The 17,528-nt window shown below is 59.9% G+C and carries 11 protein-coding genes and 2 pseudogenes; 10 read left to right on the forward strand and 3 right to left on the reverse strand.

What is annotated here, in order from left to right; all coding sequences use genetic code 11:
• Position 1 precedes the first annotated feature (1 nt).
• The 10 genes and pseudogenes from dppD (at position 2) to AS136_RS08840 (ending at position 13,941) form a co-directional block, all read left to right on the forward strand.
• Positions 2-985: a dipeptide ABC transporter ATP-binding protein gene (dppD, locus tag AS136_RS08800; protein WP_008806902.1), complete on the forward strand. Its 984-nt coding sequence runs from the start codon at positions 2-4 to the stop codon at positions 983-985.
• On the forward strand, positions 982-1,995 hold the full coding sequence (dppF, locus tag AS136_RS08805; RefSeq protein ID WP_012967082.1) for a dipeptide ABC transporter ATP-binding subunit DppF: 1,014 nt from the start codon (positions 982-984) through the stop codon (positions 1,993-1,995). Before dppD ends, dppF begins: the two co-directional genes overlap by 4 nt.
• 24 nt (positions 1,996-2,019) lie before the next feature.
• Positions 2,020-2,193, forward strand: a pseudogene (locus AS136_RS28605) (hypothetical protein); the annotation flags it as partial.
• Between the two features lie 316 nt (positions 2,194-2,509).
• Positions 2,510-3,046 carry a cellulose biosynthesis protein BcsO gene (locus tag AS136_RS08810; RefSeq protein WP_008806904.1) on the forward strand — a complete coding sequence of 179 codons (537 nt, stop codon included), beginning with the start codon at positions 2,510-2,512 and terminating at the stop codon, positions 3,044-3,046.
• A 1-nt stretch (position 3,047) separates the two neighbouring features.
• A pseudogene (locus AS136_RS08815) lies at positions 3,048-3,840 on the forward strand (cellulose synthase operon protein YhjQ/BcsQ).
• Positions 3,841-3,859: 19 nt separating this feature from the next.
• Positions 3,860-5,971 (forward strand): UDP-forming cellulose synthase catalytic subunit, encoded by a 2,112-nt coding sequence (gene bcsA, locus AS136_RS08820; protein ID WP_008806906.1) that lies wholly within the window; start codon positions 3,860-3,862, stop codon positions 5,969-5,971.
• On the forward strand, positions 5,968-8,400 hold the full coding sequence (gene bcsB / locus AS136_RS08825) for a cellulose biosynthesis cyclic di-GMP-binding regulatory protein BcsB (RefSeq protein ID WP_023323374.1): 2,433 nt from the start codon (positions 5,968-5,970) through the stop codon (positions 8,398-8,400). Before bcsA ends, bcsB begins: the two co-directional genes overlap by 4 nt.
• Positions 8,400-12,452, forward strand: a complete 4,053-nt coding sequence (locus tag AS136_RS08830; RefSeq protein ID WP_023323373.1) for a cellulose biosynthesis protein BcsC — start codon at positions 8,400-8,402, stop codon at positions 12,450-12,452. Before bcsB ends, AS136_RS08830 begins: the two co-directional genes overlap by 1 nt.
• Complete coding sequence (gene bcsD / locus AS136_RS08835) at positions 12,452-12,928, forward strand: cellulose biosynthesis protein BcsD (RefSeq protein WP_008806909.1); 477 nt, start codon at positions 12,452-12,454, stop codon at positions 12,926-12,928. The genes AS136_RS08830 and bcsD overlap by 1 nt, the downstream gene beginning before the upstream one ends.
• 11 nt (positions 12,929-12,939) lie before the next feature.
• Entirely contained in the window at positions 12,940-13,941 is a 1,002-nt protein-coding gene (locus AS136_RS08840) for a glycosyl hydrolase family 8 (RefSeq protein ID WP_012967086.1), read from the forward strand.
• 107 nt (positions 13,942-14,048) lie between these two features.
• Here the strand turns inward: AS136_RS08840 and bcsG are convergent, their stop codons facing one another.
• From bcsG to bcsE, 3 genes are read right to left on the reverse strand one after another with little or no spacing between them, the layout of a single operon-like run.
• Positions 14,049-15,728, reverse strand: a complete 1,680-nt coding sequence (bcsG, locus tag AS136_RS08845) for a cellulose biosynthesis protein BcsG (protein WP_023323372.1) — start codon at positions 15,726-15,728, stop codon at positions 14,049-14,051.
• A complete protein-coding gene (gene bcsF / locus AS136_RS08850; protein ID WP_008806912.1) occupies positions 15,725-15,922 on the reverse strand; it encodes a cellulose biosynthesis protein BcsF in 198 nt (65 codons plus the stop codon). The genes bcsG and bcsF overlap by 4 nt, the downstream gene beginning before the upstream one ends.
• Positions 15,922-17,475 (reverse strand): cellulose biosynthesis protein BcsE, encoded by a 1,554-nt coding sequence (gene bcsE / locus AS136_RS08855; protein ID WP_023323371.1) that lies wholly within the window; start codon positions 17,473-17,475, stop codon positions 15,922-15,924. Before bcsE ends, bcsF begins: the two co-directional genes overlap by 1 nt.
• Between the last annotated feature and the right edge of the window lie 53 nt (positions 17,476-17,528).

Here is a 17,528-nt window from a genome sequence, read left to right on the forward strand (position 1 = left end):
GATGGCGTTATTAAATGTAGATAAATTATCGGTGCATTTCGGCGATGAGAACGCGCCGTTCCGCGCCGTAGACCGCATCAGCTATAGCGTGAAGCAGGGTGAAGTGGTCGGTATTGTGGGGGAGTCCGGTTCCGGTAAATCCGTCAGTTCGCTGGCGATTATGGGCCTGATTGACTATCCCGGGCGGGTGATGGCGGACAAACTGGAGTTCAACGGCCGCGACCTGCAGCGCATCTCTGAAAAAGAGCGGCGTCAGCTGGTGGGGGCGGAAGTGGCGATGATCTTCCAGGATCCGATGACCAGCCTCAATCCGTGCTATACCGTCGGCTACCAGATTATGGAAGCGATCAAAGTTCATCAGGGCGGCAATAAGCAAACTCGCCGCCAGCGGGCCATCGACCTGCTGAACCTGGTGGGTATTCCCGATCCGGCGTCGCGGCTTGACGTTTATCCGCATCAGCTTTCCGGCGGGATGAGTCAGCGCGTGATGATCGCGATGGCGATTGCCTGTCGGCCAAAACTGCTGATTGCCGATGAACCGACCACCGCACTGGACGTGACTATTCAGGCGCAGATCATCGAGCTGCTGCTGGAGTTGCAGCAGCAGGAGAATATGGCGCTGGTGCTGATCACCCACGACCTGGCGCTGGTGGCCGAGGCGGCGCATAAAATTATCGTCATGTATGCGGGTCAGGTGGTGGAGACCGGTGATGCGAAGGATATCTTCCGCGCGCCGCGTCATCCGTACACCCAGGCGCTGCTGCGCGCGCTGCCGGAGTTCGCCCAGGATAAGGCGCGTCTGGCGTCGCTGCCGGGCGTGGTGCCGGGGAAATATGACCGTCCTGTCGGCTGTCTGCTGAACCCGCGCTGCCCCTATGCCACGGATAAATGCCGGAGCGAAGAGCCCGCGCTCGCGGATCTTACCGGCGGCCGTCAGTCTAAATGTCACTACCCACTCGATGATGCCGGGAGGCCTGGATTATGAGTATGCAAAAGGCCGCCACGCAACAACCGCTGTTGCAGGCCATTGATCTGAAAAAACACTACCCGGTGAAGAAGGGAATATTCGCCCCGGAACGACTGGTGAAAGCGCTGGACGGCGTCTCCTTTACCCTTGAGCGTGGTAAAACGCTGGCGGTGGTGGGAGAGTCGGGCTGCGGCAAATCGACCCTCGGTCGTCTGCTGACAATGATTGAGATCCCCACCGGCGGTGAGCTGTATTATCAGGGGCAGGATCTGCTTAAGCATGACCCGCAGGCGCAGAAGCTCCGGCGGCAGAAAATCCAGATTGTGTTCCAGAACCCGTATGGTTCGCTGAACCCGCGAAAAAAAGTGGGGCAGATTCTGGAAGAGCCGCTGTTGATTAACAGCAGCCTGAGTAAAGAGCAGCGCCGTGAAAAAGCGCTGGCGATGATGGCGAAGGTCGGCCTGAAAACCGAGCATTACGATCGCTACCCGCATATGTTCTCCGGCGGTCAGCGTCAGCGTATCGCTATTGCCCGCGGGCTGATGCTGGATCCGGACGTGGTGATTGCCGATGAGCCGGTTTCCGCGCTGGACGTTTCGGTACGTGCCCAGGTGCTGAACCTGATGATGGATCTGCAGCAGGATTTAGGGCTGTCCTACGTGTTTATCTCCCACGACCTGTCGGTCGTCGAGCACATCGCTGATGAAGTGATGGTGATGTATCTCGGCCGCTGCGTGGAGAAGGGCACCAAGGACCAGATCTTCAACAATCCGCGTCATCCGTACACCCAGGCGCTGTTGTCGGCGACGCCGCGTCTGAATCCGGACGATCGGCGCGAGCGGATCAAGCTGACCGGCGAACTGCCGAGCCCGCTGAACCCACCGCCGGGCTGCGCCTTTAACGCGCGCTGCCGTCGACGCTTTGGTCCCTGCACCCAGCTTCAGCCGCAGCTTAAGGATTACGGCGGTCAGCTGGTAGCCTGCTTTGCCGTCGATCAGGATGAGAATCCGCAAAAACCCCACGCCTGATGGCACACTCCCGGTCCCAGGACCGGGAGTTTCTCTTCCGCCGGAGAGGAAACCTGGCAACACCGTTCATTACCGCAGTTTCTGCAATACTCTCGGAGCATTCTTCGTCGATTATCCGAAAAAATAAGCCTTTCAGTCCATTTTTATAGAATTAAAGAGAAATTAAAATGGTTCAGGTTTATTCTTTCGTCCAACTGACGCTATGATTTCATCATGGCGTAATACTTTTATATAAAAACGACTGGGAAGCGCGATGGTTGCGGGGGTTAAGGATGTACGCATACCTAAAAAATGGGGCTATCCTTCTGAAAGGGAAGTGTTAGTGTAGCGATACTTCTGCCGTGGAATCATCCCAAAAATCAAATTCTAAACTATTATAACCCTGTCAATCGTGTGTATTGGTACGTCACCACCGGCGCTTTATCTGCCATACCAGAAGCGTCACGATATTTTTAATATACCCAGAAAATAACAACAAACTTAATATGAAATTTTTAAAATCATGAGGTTATCAATGAACCATTATGATGATCTGCAGCGCTTTCAAGAAAAAACGCGGACGCAAAACCTCAAATTTCAGGATCTTTCTTCGCAAGCCGCCACGCGGGAACATGGGGATTGGGCGATCCTCAATCAGCTGAATCCCGACGCCGGGAAACCCGCTTCTCTGGCGCTGGGAGGGTCGGTCTCCGCGCCGCTGCCGCAGCCCGTGCCTGCGGATCTCTTCCAGCGTGTCGACCCTGTGGTCGCCGCGCCAGCATCACCTCCGGTTGCGCCAGTCCCCCCAGTTATTGCCGCGATCCCACTGCCGGTCGCAGAACCTGCAATGCCGGAACCTGTCGCTCCGGCGCCGGCGATGACGGCAGAGCCCTTGGCAGCGACGCCAGTACCTGAACCGGTGATGGCCCCGCCGCCGAGGATGGCCCCGCGGCCTGCGCCGGGCGCCGACAACTATGCCCACCTGTTCGCGGCAAAAACCGCGGAGCCGGTGGCGAAAAATAAAGACCAGCCTTTGAAATCTCTTCTGGAAAGGATCGCTACATGCCGTTGATTTGCGTCTGTTCACCGAAAGGTGGCGTGGGGAAAACGACCCTTGCGGCCAATTTAGCTTATTCGCTGGCGCGGACTGGCAGCAAAGTCCTGGCGCTGGATTTTGACGTCCAGAACGCGCTGCGTTTGCATTTTGGCGTGCCGCTGAGCGATGAGCGGGGCTACGTGGCGAAGGCGCTGGAACTGCATGACTGGAGCCAGTGTGTGCTGAGCGCCGGCAGCAATATTTTCGTCCTGCCTTACGGCGAAGTGAGCGAGGCGCAGCGTCAGGCGTTTGATGAGCAACTGACCCACAATGACCATTTTCTCCAGCGCGGTCTGTCGGCGCTGCTCAACTATCCCGGGCTTATCACCATCGCCGATATGCCGCCAGGGCCTTCACCGGCGCTGAAGGCCCTGACGGGGCTGGCGGACCTGCATCTGATCCCGCTGCTGGCGGATACCGCCTCGATGTCGACCCTGGCGCACGTGGAAAAACAGCGCCTGACCGGCGGGGCGCTGAATCATAAGCACGGGCACTATTTCGTCATAAACCAAAGCGATAGCCGTCGCCAGGTCAGCCGGGACGTCACCAGCCTGATGGAAGAGAAACTGGGCGAGCGACTGCTTGGCGTGATCCATCGTGATGAAAGCGTGGTAGAGGCTAATGCCTCGCAGAAGTCGATCCTGGACTTCAACGCCTCCTCCGCAGCGGCCTTTGATATTGAAATCATGGCTAAAAAGATATCTTCGCTGTTGGGTATCCATATTGGCGATGGCACGGTGCACAGCCAGCCACGCATGTCAGGGCTTTAACTTATTGCAGGGCTGCTGAATGAAAAAATCTCTTTTTTGGTTGCTGGCGCTGGTGCTGTCTCCCGTCGCCGTGCTGGTGGTGATCACGCCGATGGACAGCCAAAAGCAGTATATTTTTGGTCTGCTAAGTATCGGTATTCTCTTTCTGATGGGCTTCAGCAAGCGCCGCAGCGTATCGGTCATTATGGTCGTCACGTCGCTGCTGATGTCCACGCGTTACATGTATTTTCGCCTCACGCAGACCCTGCACTTCAACTCATCCATTGAAGCCATTCTCGGGATGGGACTCTTTCTGGCGGAAGTTTATATCTGGGTGATGCTGCTGCTTAACTACCTGCAGACGGTCTGGCCGCTGAAGCGCGGCATTGTTCCACTGCCGGATGATATGAGTAAGTGGCCGACGGTCGATATCTATATCCCGAGCTATAACGAACCGTTAGAGGTGGTGCGCGATACCGTCCTGGCGGCACAATGCATTGATTATCCAAAAGATAAAATGAAGATCTATCTTCTGGATGATGGCAAACGCAGTGAGTTTGCCGTGTTCGCCGCCGACGTCGGCGTGGGCTATATCACCCGTAACGACAACAAGCACGCCAAAGCGGGGAACCTTAACCATGCGCTGACCCTGACCCACGGGGAGCTTATCTGCGTTTTCGATTGCGACCACGTCGCCACGCGCGTCTTCCTGCAGGCCACCGTCGGCGGTTTCCTGAAAGATCCGATGCTGGCTCTGGTGCAGACGCCGCACTATTTCTATTCCCCGGACCCGTTTGAACGTAACCTCTCCGTCGGGCGCAACATCCCGAACGAAGGGATGTTGTTCTATGGCCCGATTCAGCAGGGGAACGACAACTGGAACGCCACCTTTTTCTGCGGCTCCTGCGCGGTGATCCGCCGCGAGGCGCTGGCGCAGATCGGCGGTTTCGCTGTCGAAACGGTGACCGAAGATGCCCATACGGCGCTGAAGTTTCAGCGTCTGGGATGGAAGTCGGCCTTTCTCGATATTCCGCTGGCGGCTGGTCTCGCCACCGAACGTCTGGTGGTGCACGTCATCCAGCGAACCCGCTGGGCGCGCGGGATGACGCAGATCTTTCGCGTCGATAATCCCCTGTTTGGTCGCGGCCTGACCTTCCAGCAGCGCTTGTGCTACCTGAGCGCCATGCTCTACTACCAGTTCGCGCTCCCGAGGGTGGTGTTTGTCACCGCCCCGCTGGCTTATCTGCTGTTTAACCTCAATATTATTTACTCTTCAGCGAGCCTGATTGTCTCCTATGCCCTGCCGCATCTGTTCCTCGCTATTTACGTTGGTTCGCGAATGAACGGCCGCTATCGCTACAGCTTCTGGGGGGAGATCTACGATATTGTGCTGGCCTTCCACCTGGTGCTGCCGACACTGGTGACGATGATTTTCCCCAAACGCGGCAAATTCAACGTTACCGATAAGGGTGGGCTGCTTGACGTCGGCTACTTCGATTTCACCGTGGTGCGGCCGCACCTGGTGGTGGCCTGCCTGCTGGCCCTGGGGGTGGTGGTCGGCATCGTCCGGGCGATAGGCCATGACTACTTTGGCTCGGATCCCAATGTTATCGCCCTCAACGTCGGGTGGGGGATCTACAGCCTGATCTTCCTGCTGGCGGCGATTGCCGTAGCGCGCGAAACGCGGCAGGTGCGAAAAACCATTCGTATCGATGTCGACATTCCGGTGGTGATCCATTACGCCAGCGGTATCGTTTCCCGCAGCCATACCGCGGACCTGTCGATGGGCGGCTGCCGCGTGGCCGCGCCGGATATGCGCCATCTGGAGGATGATATCGAAGAGATTGAGCTGATCCTGCAGTCCGGGGCTATCTCCATTCCGGCTCAGCTGGTCACCTCAGACGAGCGCTTCCTGCGCCTCAAGTTTGATGAAGATATTCCTCTCTCGCGCCGCCGTGAACTGGTGCGGGTGGTGCTGGCCCGCGCGGATGCCTGGATTAATCCGCCGCGCCCGCAGGATAACCCGTTCCGCTCCTTCTTCACCATTTTGCGCTGCGTGTTCGAACTGTTCTGGTTGACGTGGAAAACCCGTCGCAGCCAGCGCAGCCGGACGGCTGTGGCGAAAACGGCGCAGGAGGATGGGACGTTATGAAGCGATTAACGACGCTGGCGCTGCTGGCAGGGATGTTCTCTGCGCCTGCGCTGCACAGTGAAGAGCCGGCTACTGGCGCTTCAGCCCCGCTGAGTTTTCCGCAGCTCAACGGCGCGGCGGACAATGAGCCCGGTGACGAACCTCCGGCGGCCGCTCCGGAAGAGGCCACGCCAGCGGTAGCGCCCGCCCCCGCAGGCGATGCGGCGTTGACAACGCCTGTGCCTGAGATGCCCGCAGTAACCCCGCCGGTGAGCGACACGGTTGCGCCCGATGTCATCCCCGTCGCCCCGGTTTGGGGAGGCGATCTGAATCTGGCGCAAATGGGGATGCCGGATGGCATTATCCTCAGCGGCGGCCAGCGGCAGGGGGGCGTTAGCTTTACGCTGCCTTCCGACCAGGTGGTGATCCATTCCCAGCTCAGCCTTGCCGTCCGCGTATCGCCGGAAATGGCGAGCCGCAACGCCACCCTGCAGCTGATGCTCAACGGTCAGCCCCTCGGCACCCTGCCGCTGGGTGCTGATGGCGAGGATGTCTCCCATTATCAGCTGGATATTCCGCCCGCGCTGATGGTCTCCAGCAATAACCTGAGCGTGAAGATCAACGATGGCGATACCCTGCAGTGCCAGCGTGACATCCATGATTCGTCGCGGGTGACGGTGCTGCCCACGTCGCATTTCAGCTGGGAAAGCCAGCAACTGAACATCAGCGACGACCTGAGCCACTTCCCACGCCCCTTCTTTGACAGCATGCAGATGACCCCGGCGGACATCGCGGTCGCCTATGGGGCGAAGCCCTCAGCTGACGTCTTCAGCGCCGCGGCGCTGGTCTCTTCATGGCTGGGTATCCAGGCGGACTATCGCGGCATCGCCTTCAGCGCCCTGCGCGATCGCCTGCCGGAACGCCATGGTATTGTGATTGGCCATCCGGGCGAGCAGGTGGGCGGCATGACGCTGCCGGAAACCGATAAACCGCTGCTGCGCATCATCGCCAACCCCGCCAATCCGGCCTACAAACTGCTGCTGATTGTTGGTAAAAACGATACCGCGCTGCGCATGGCCGCCTGGCGGTTGACCCGCAGCAACTTCGCGCCGCAAACCGCGACGCTGGATGTCGAACCGCAGACCATCCCGGTTGGTAAAGCGTACGATGCGCCGCGCTGGATCCCCACCGATCGTCCGGTCAAGCTCAGCGAACTGTTGCGTAAGGATCAAAGCCCGACCGTCAGCGGCGTCTGGCATGAGCCTTTACGTATCGCCTTTCGCGCCGCGCCCGACCTCTATCTCTGGGATGGCGAGACGATCCCGCTACAGGTTGGCTACCGCTTCCCGTCGGAAAGCTGGATTAATGAGGACAAGTCCCTGCTGAGCGTCACGCTCAACGGTACCTTCCTCAATAACCTGGCGATGAACAAGCAGGGGCCGCTGGAGAAAGTCTGGCGCCACCTCGGGGGCGATGCGCGCCAGGAGCGCTTTACCATCCCGCTGGCGCCCTATCTGATCTACGGCGATAACCAGCTGTCGATGTACTTCAATGTGGTGCCGAAGGATGATGTTCCGTGCTCGGTACTGCTGAATAACAATATCAAGAGCCGGATCACTGACGATTCCTGGATTGATTTGAGCAAAACGCGACACTTCTCGCTGCTGCCAAACCTCTCCTATTTCGTTGGCGCCTCATTCCCTTTCTCGCGACTGGCGGACTATTCGCAAACGACGCTTATGCTGCCGGCGGACCCGTCTGAGACCCAGGTGGCCACCCTGCTGAATCTGGCGGCGCGCTCCGGAAATGCGACCGGCACGGCGCTGGCGAATAACCGCGTCGTGCTCGGGATGCCGACCGGCGGCGCGGATCTGCAGTCGCTGCGCGAACGTGACGTGCTGGCAGTCACCGCTCTCGATCAGCAGGCCTTTAACCAGAGCCTGCTGGCTGATTCACCGTATCGTCCGGTGGATAACACGCTGAGCGTCCGCGAGCCTGACCTGTGGCAAAAAGTGCAGCGTCGGCTAACCGGCGACTGGACCTCGGCCAGCCTCGATGCCGATCGCTACTTCTCGTCCAGTAGCGCCTGGCGCGGGTTCATCAGCTATCGTTCGCCGTGGAACGCGACTCGCCTGGTGGTGGTGGCGATGGCCAGCAATGATGACCAGCTGGCGCGATTGAAGACCGATCTGGACTCGCCGCGTATCAACGCCGGGATCCGTGGCGATACCGCGGTGATCACCAGTGATAACGGGGTGCGCAGCTTCCAGGTCAGCACGCCGTTCCCCAGCGGTCAGATGCCGTGGTACATGATGGCTGTCTGGTATGCCAGCCAGCATTCCGGTTTCCTGGCGGTGCTGGGGCTGATTGCCACCTCGATAATGGGACTGGCGCTGACCGCGATGTTTAAACGTCATGCCCGTAAGCGTCTGGGTTCGGGGGATAACTAATGAAAAGAAAGATAACAATAACGATGAAAACCTCCCGCCGGCTCACGACGTTCTGCCTCACCGGCGCGTTGACTCTCGGTGCTTCTGGCGGCGCGCTGGCGGCAGGTAACGACGCGGCGCTGCAGGCGCTGTTCGCCCAGGCCAACTACTGGCATGAGAAATCCCATGACGAACTGGCGATGGAGTCCCTGCAGAAGGTGCTTTCGGTCGATGCCAATAACACCCAGGCGCTGTATCTGATGGCGCTCTGGTCGCAGCAGGGTGGCGATATGCAGGCGGCGGCGCAGTGGCGCGCCCGGCTGGCGAAAGCGGCGCCGGACAGCCCGGGGCTGCAGGATTTAGACAACGCTAAAAAGATGTCGCAGGTGCCGCAGGGGCAGCTCAGCCTGGCCCGCCAGCAGGCGCGCGGCGGCAATATCCCCGGGGCGCTGGCGACCTGGCGCAGCATGTTTAATGGCAATACGCCGCCTGCCGGGCTGGCGGCGGAATATTACCTGACCATGGCCAGCGACAAATCGCTTTATCCGCAGGCCATCAGCGAACTGCGCCAGTACGTGGCCCAGCATCCGCAGGAGAACGCCCCGCGGGTGGCGCTGGGCAAAGCCTTAACCTGGCGGGAAGAGACCCGCCGGGAAGGGATCGCCCTGCTGGAGCCGATGGCCAGCGGCAATAAAGAGGCGGACAGCGGCTTGCGTCAGGCGCTGCTCTGGCTGGGCCCGCAGGCCGGGGATGAGCAGTATTACGATACCTGGATGCAGCGGCATCCGCAGGATAGCGAAGTTCAGAATTACTTTCGCGAACGGCGCAGCGGTCAGGCGCGCGGCCAGGGCTACGCCAATCTGAACAGCGGCAATACCGCCGCCGCGAAGCAGCAATTTGAAGAGGTGCTGCAGACCAACCCGCAGGATGCCGATGCGCTGGCGGGCATGGGCTATATCGCGCAGCGCAGCGGCGACTACCAGGCCGCGTCGCAGTATCTGAGCCGGGCGGCGGATCTCGGCGGCGACGCCTCGGCGACCCGTCGTCAGCAAGCGGCCGATGCGCTGTTCTACGGCCAGCTGGCGCAGGCTCAGCAGGCCTATAAGCAGGGCAATATCAGCCAGGCGCTGGCGCTCTCCGCGCCGCTGGCGCAGCAGAGCGGGGCGCGGGGCGCCTCGGCGAAGCTGTTCCGCGCTGATGTACTGCGGCATAACAAAGATTTGCCCCAGGCGGAGCAAACGCTGCGCTCGTTGTTAAGCGACGATCCGCAGAACGCGGCGGGGCGGGAAAACCTCTATTACGTGCTGCGCGAGCAGAATAAATCCGCCGAGGCGCAGGCGATGCTGCAGACGCTCCCGCAGAGCCTGCAGCAAAAACTGCAGCCGCGGGTGGTGGCCGGTATGCCGGGCGATGCCGTGCGCCGTCAGGCCCAGGCGCAGGTCAGCAGCGGTAATCCAGGCGGCGCGATTGCCACTCTGCGCGAAGGCGTCGCCCGCTATCCGGACGATCCCTGGCTGCGCCTCGATCTGGCCCGGCTGTTGCAAAAATCGGGTAACGGTAGCGAGGCCTCTTCGCTGATGTCGGCGGCCTATCGCCCGGGCGCCAGCAACAATGCGCTGTATGCCGCTGCGCTGTTTGCCAGTGAAAATGGCGCCTGGCAGCAGGCGCAGACGCTGCTGGCGCGCATTCCCGGCGGCAGCCAGACCAGCGACATGCGCGATTTACGCCAGCGGGTGAACTACAACCTGCAGCTGGTGACCGCCGAAAACTATCTGGCGCAGGGCAACCGCACTGCCGCCAGCAATACCCTGCGGGCGATGGCCTCCACGCCGCCGAAAGCCCCGGCGGACGCCGGCAAGCTGGCGCGGCTGCTGGCCGAAAGCGGCGATCTGACCACCGCGGTCTCGCTGGTGCGCAACAATATCAGCAGCGGCGTGTCTGGCAACGCCGGTGATTACGCCGATCAGATTGCGGTGCTGAACCAGGCCGGGCTGACCGGCGAGGCGCAGAACCTGCTCAGCAATCCGCAGCTGCAGGCCAGCAGTACGCCGACGCAGCTGGCGAGTATTCGCAATGGCTATGTGATCAACGAAGCCGATCGCCTGCGCGAGCAGGGCAATTACGCTGCGGCGTATGACAAGCTGATCCGCGCCATGCAGAGCGATCCGCAGAATACCGATCTGATGTTCGCGATGGCGCGGTTGTACCAGAGCGGCAAAATGAACAAAGAGGCCGGGGTGGTCTATGACTACCTGATGACGCGCGATACGCCGAACCAGGACGCGCGCGCCGGGGCCATCGACGTGGCGCTGTCGGCGGGGAACAACGATCGTGCCGAACAGCTGGCCGGCGGTTTGCGCCAGGATAACTCCCCGGATCGCTTACTGCTGCTGGCGAGAGTCGCAGAGGCGCAGGGCCATCATCAGCAGGCGATGACCTACCTGCGTAGCGCCCGCGGCAAACTGCTGGGTATGCAAAGCACCAACAGCAGCGAAACGCCAACCGTCGGCGGGGTGCTGGCAGCGGATAACCCCTTCATCGGCGTGTCGCAAACGTCGGCGCCGACGCGAACGGCCTCCGCCTACGGGCAGTATATGCCGTGGCAGGTCGCCCAGTCGGCCGCCGCGCCCGGTTCCACGCTGCCGGGGATCCAGCGCCCCGATCTGCCGGTCGATACCGCCGAGACGCGGATGCTGCGCCAGGTGGACACCATGATGGAGTCGCTGCAGGAGAAAACCGGCAGCTGGCTGCAGGGCGGTATGGACGTGCGCGGGCGCGACGGCGAATCGGGGACCAGCAAGCTGACGGAGCTCCGGACGCCGCTGACCTGGTCTTCTTCGCCATTTGGCGATTCGCGCTTTGATTTTACCGTCACCCCGGTGTCGTTGAACGCCGGAACCGCCAGCGGCGACGCCTGGCGTCGGTACGGCGCCAACCCGTTGGCTAACGCGGTCTCCAATATGGTGAGTACCGCCACCAGCGAGCAGGCGGCGATCGCCTCGATGACCGAGGCGGAGCGGACGGCCTATTTTGCCAGCAATCCGGGGGCCGAAGCCTTAAGCGGCCTGGGCACCCTGAATGCGGCAGATTTCAATCCGACCACCAGCAGCGGGATGGAAAACCTGGCGAAGCTCGGGAGCTATGATTCGGGACAGGTCGCCAGCTATCTGGCCTCTTCCAGCCTTAAGCCGAACGTTGACCAGACCAGCGGCTCAACCGATTCGCAGAAGGCTAACGGCGTCGAGCTGGCGCTGGCGTTAAGCGGTGACGATTATCGCGTCGATATTGGCAGCACGCCGCTGGGCCAGGATCTCAATACCGTTGTCGGTGGGGTGAAATGGTCGCCTAAGCTGAGCAACTACCTGTCGCTGATCCTGACCGGCGAACGCCGCTCACTGACCGACAGCCTGCTTTCTTACGTTGGTCTGAAGGACACTTATTCCGGTAAAACCTGGGGGCAGGTGACGAAAAACGGCGGCACCCTGCAGCTGAGCTATGACGACGGCGACGCGGGCTTCTATGTCGGCGGTGGCGGATACAGCTACCTGGGGCAGAACGTCGCCAGCAACACCAGCATTAACGCCAATGCCGGGGTCTATCTGCGGCCCTATCATGACGAATATCGCCAGTTACAGACCGGGTTGAGCATGAGCTATATGGATTATTCCAAGAACCTCAGCTACTTCACCTATGGTCAGGGGGGCTACTTTAGCCCGCAAAACTATGTCAGCGTGTCGCTGCCGGTCAGTCTGACGGAGAAATATGATAACTGGACCATGAAGCTTGGCGGCTCGGTGGGGTACCAGTCTTACAGTCAGGATAAGAGCGCCTATTTCCCGACCAATTCGGAGTGGCAGCAGACCCTGGAGACGGCGGTGAGCAATGGGTTTGCCAAGGAAGCCTACTATTCCGCGACCTCGAAGAGCGGCATCGGCTATACCCTGCGCGCCGGGGCGGACTACAAGGTTAACAAACAGATGACGCTGGGGGGCCAGATTGGCTATGACACCTTCGGGGATTATAACGAAAGCACCGCCGGGCTCTATATCCGCTATATGTTGGGAGATCATTGATGATGACGGAGAACAATAACCCGGTGGTCACGACCTGGTTCCAGCAGCAGCAGACGCCTGCCGGATGGTTCGATCTGTTGGTTATTATGGTCGAAGGTATGTTAAATAATGCCGGCGAGCTGGAAAGCCAGCCCTTCCTGCGTCAGATGGGCGCCTCGCTGGCGGAGACCCATCCGCTGCCGGCGTCGGAGACGGTGGGAGAGCTGGAGGCGAATATCAACCGGCTGCTGACCCATTTCCACTGGGGCGTGGTGACGATTGATGTCGGTGAGGATGGCCTGCGCCTGCGCCATCAGGCGTTGCCGGTCAGCCGGGACGACGCGGGACGCGTGCGCTGGTGCAACGCGTTCTGTGCCATACTGGAGGGGTTATATTCTCGCTGGCTGCAGAGTCAGGGAGGCAGTGCTCATGTCGTTTTACAACGTGAGCGGGTGTTCTCTGTCTCTGACGTTCAGTTTCTTTACTACCATCCATAATGAGTGAATGTATGCCCCTGCGTGCTTTAGTGGCGGTGATAGTGACAACGGCAGTGATGCTGGTGCCCCGGGCGTGGGCGGATACGGCCTGGGAGCGCTATAAGGCCCGTTTTATGATGCCGGACGGCCGTATCATTGATACCGCCAATGGCAATGTGTCGCATACGGAAGGTCAGGGCTTTGCCATGCTCCTGGCGGTGGCGAATAACGATCGCCCGGCGTTCGACAAGCTGTGGCAGTGGACGGACAGCACCCTGCGCGATAAGTCTAACGGGCTGTTTTACTGGCGTTATAACCCGGTGGCGCCGGACCCTATCGCCGATAAAAACAACGCCTCTGATGGTGATACTCTCATCGCCTGGGCGCTGTTGCGTGCGCAAAAGCAGTGGCAGGACAAGCGCTACGCGATTGCCTCGGATGCCATCACCGCCTCCCTGCTGAAATATACGGTGGTGACCTTCGCCGGTCGTCAGGTGATGCTCCCGGGCGTGAAAGGGTTCAATCTCAACGACCATCTGAACCTTAATCCCTCCTATTTCATCTTCCCGGCCTGGCGCGCCTTCGCGGAGCGGACGCATCTGACCGCCTGGCGGACATTGCAGACCGACGGACAGGCGCTGTTGGGGCAGATGGGGTGGGGGAAATCACACCTGCCCAGCGACTGGGTGGCGCTGCGGGCAGATGGCAAGATGCTGCCAGCCAAAGAGTGGCCGCCGCGGATGAGTTTCGATGCGATTCGTATCCCGCTGTATCTCTCATGGGCCGATCCGCAAAGCGCTTTGCTCGCGCCGTGGAAGGCCTGGATGCAGAGTTACCCGCGCCTGCAAACCCCGGCGTGGATCAACGTCAGCACCAACGAGGTGGCACCCTGGTATATGGCCGGCGGCCTGCTGGCGGTGCGCGATCTGACGCTGGGTGAACCGCAGGAGGCGCCGCAGATTGACGACAAGGATGATTATTACTCTGCCAGCCTCAAGCAGTTGGTCTGGCTGGCGAAACAGGATCAGCGTTAGAGACGGTGATTGATTTGCCGCCTTCCCCGCCCGTAGGCATGCGGGTGGGGAAGGGAGAATGGGAACGTCTCACGATGTAAGGCCGCCAGTTTGGGCGGCCTTGTCGCTTATTGCGGATAAGGCACCCAGCTACCGCCATTCAGCTGGACATAAGGCTTGCCCTGATACTGGATGACGATGGCGTTGGCGTTTTCGGACACCGCTGCGCTCTGCGGCAGGTTTGCGACATACTGCTGCCAGTTGACGCTGTCCTCGCTGAACATTTTGCCGTCGAGGGCACGCACCACCAGCTCCGACACCGCCAGGTAACTGCTGGGCTGATCGATGATAATCGGCGCCCCTTCATGCGGCGCTTTCATGCCGAAGAATTTTACCGCCGTCGGGACGTTCGTGATCGACGGGCTCGGGATATCCCGCAGGCCAGAGACCTGCATCTTATCGCCCTTCAGCGCGCCGCCGTGTTCCGGCACCACCACCACCATCACTTTCCGCCCCGATTTCTCCAGCTCGGTGAAGAAGTTATCCAGGTCATCAAACAGCTTCTGCGCCCGCACTTTGTAGTCTGCGGTTTTGCTTTGTCCCGGGAAGTGGTTGCCGTCATGCAGCGGCAGGGTGTTATAGAAGGTGGCGCTCCGCGGATTGCTGCTGGCCTCTTCGGTCTTCAGCCAGCGGTTGAGGACCGCCAGATCCTCATACACCGGGGAGCCGTCAAACGCCTGCAGGCTGACCGGCAATCCGGTCTGGTCCATCAGCGGGCTCTGCATGCCGCCCAGCGAACGCAGTTCTTTCAGGAAGTCGCCGAACAGACCGTTATGGCCGAGCATCAGCTGCTGGTTGAAGCCGAGTTTCGCCAGGTTTTCAAACAGGTAGCAATCGGCGCCGGACGGCTGATACAGGTTGGTATGCGACAGCTGGCCGCAGCTGGCGCGCAGCAGGCGCACCGCCGCCGGGCCGCTGTAGGAGGTCGCGGAGTTAAAGTTTTTGAAGACAATATCGAAATGCTTCCACAGCGGATGGTCCATCAGACCGGCGGCTTCAATATCCGACCAGGAGAGCGAGCAGATATTGATCACCAGCAGGTCAAACGGCTGGGCATCCGCCGGCAGCTGGTCCGGGAACGGCGTTTTGCGTTTCTGCTCGGCGGCATAGAAACCGTTCAGCCAGTTGGTGAGATTGGCTGACGTCGGCGGCTCGGTCTGCGGTGGAATATCGCTGCTGGCGGGGCTGGTCGCGGTGCCAGCGGCGGCGTTGGCCCCGGTATTGGCCAGCGCGGTCGTGGCGGCGGCCGTGGTGGGCTGACCGGCGGGCCATAGGGTAAAGGCTGGCAGCAGCGGGCTGACCGCCAGCCAGACGACCATCGCGGAGACAAACACGGTGACGCGCAGCCACTGACTGATAAACAGCCACAGGACCAGTAAAACAAAGAAGGCGCCGACCATGCTCCAGTTAATAAACCGGACGATCAGATCCCAGATATAGCTGGCGCTGAAGCCGGCGATTTGCGAACCCTGGCTAAGAAGCGTCTCCGGACCGGGCAGCCAGGTATCGTGCCAGAACAGCGCGAAGCCGAGCGGAATAGCGATCCAGTGGCGGATACGGTGTAGCTTTTCGCGCGGGATCGGCACCAGCAGAAAGGCGAGAAACACCAGGTTCAGCATCGGGTGGAAATTGAGATACCCGGCCCACAGCAGGGCAAATTTGACCAGAAAATATAAATTCCAGCCGCCAAGGCCGCGCCAGTACTGCCAGAGCGGAAGCGGTGTCGCGGTCGGTTTAGTGTTTGTCATTTGTTCGCTTTGCCTTGCTTAACCGTGGCTCCCCGGCGTAATACGCCTGCCGGTTTCACGTAACGGGGTTTAAAGAACATCAATCTTAACGTCGTGCGAATACGGCGCTGGTAATGGCGCGTCAGGTAACCCAGCGGGAAAAACAGCAGGGCGCAGAGCACCACCAGTTGCAGAATATCGGCGATAGACATCATCAGGCTTGTTCCTCGCGGGTGGTTAACCGGTGCGGCTCGGGGTAGCGTCGCCAGTGGCGTCCATCGTGGGTGGCGTTGATGGTCTCGTTTTTACCCACCGACAGCGGCAGCGGCGTGTTCCAGCGCGCCGGTTCGACGCCGCGCATGATCACGATTTCCGAGAGGATCTGCTTGTCTTCAAACCACACCATGCGGTTAGAAAAAATATCGCCGGTCGGCAGCGGGAAAATGTGGTTTAGCGCGGTATCGAGGTCATTAATCCGGCAAAACGACAAAAACAGCACCAGCCGGTTATTGCCGATGGTCATGATATCGCCCATCCGGTTGGGTTTGCATAACGTCAGCGCCTGCTCAACGCGCAGCCCTGGCGCCGGGCGCAGGGCCACCATCACGCCTTTGCTGTCGGCGGGCAGGAGGGTATTGGCCATCACGTTCTGTACCGCCTCGCAGAAAGCATCCCACTTCTGGTAGCCGCGCAGCTTTAACGGCTGGCTCCAGGTCAACAGCGTGGCGAAATCCTCCGGAATATGGCGGGAGAATTTTTGGTTCTGCACGCTTTCGATCAACGTCAGACAGCGGGAGAGCGACGCGCTGCTGGGGATCACCAGACTGGCGCCGCTGCTAAGCAGTAGCCGCTCATCCGTCGCGCGCAGGCTGGGCGTTTGTTCACGGACAATAATTTTCAGCGCCGTACCGCGCTGGCGACGCAGGGTATGAATATAGCGGCCCAGCTGTTCAATTTGCGTATTCTGGGTGATGGAGAAAAGTACCGTGGCCGCTTGTGCGGTGCGCCCGGCGTTGAAAACCTCGTCGTTGGTATCGAACAGGGTCCAGTATTCCGACAGCGGCGGGGCGCCTTCCAGCACGCGCATATTGCTGAGGATCACCTTCTCATCACTACGTGGCTGAACGCTGGTTTCCGTCTCCTGCGCCAGCCGCCAGCCGGCATCATCGTGTTGGACCATCAGCTGCTGCTGAGCGCTGATGCCTTTGTCGCTTCCCCACCAGGCAATATCAAAGAGATGCCGGTCGCCCTGGTAACGAATACTTGCCAGGCCGGAAAGGGAACGGTACTCGCGTAATAATGGGGTGAGCTGTCGATCGATATCCTGGGCGGAATTGATCGCCAGGAACGCGCAACGGTGATATTGCGCCCAGCGGCTGGTCTTTTCCACCCAGGCGCATAGCTTATCCTTATTTATATTTTGCCAGGTATTTTCAGCGCATAGCAGAATAAACAAGTAATTGCCAGGTTCGAGGGAGCAGACTAAATCACGATGTATTTCTTCCAGGGCTTCCGGACGATTCGGCAGGGTGAACAGCGCGATATTATCCGGGCCACCTTCATTATCTAATGAAATGATATTATTAGGTTTGTCTCCCATTACCAGCGCGGCGATCTTGCTGTTTTTCGCCTGCGCGGCCAGCGTCTGATTAAACAGACTGACGGCATCGGTATAACGGTCAACGTTGAGCCACCATACCCCACCGACCGGCATATGGCACACTTCATCCCATAATGATGAAATACCCAAAGTAAATACACTATCCACGGCATCCCTCGTGCGCCCTGATTGACACTGGATAAGTTTACTAGCGAAACCGG

The sequence above is a fragment of the Klebsiella sp. D5A genome, assembly GCF_001620885.1.
GTDB classification, from domain to species: Bacteria; Pseudomonadota; Gammaproteobacteria; order Enterobacterales; family Enterobacteriaceae; genus Klebsiella; species Klebsiella variicola.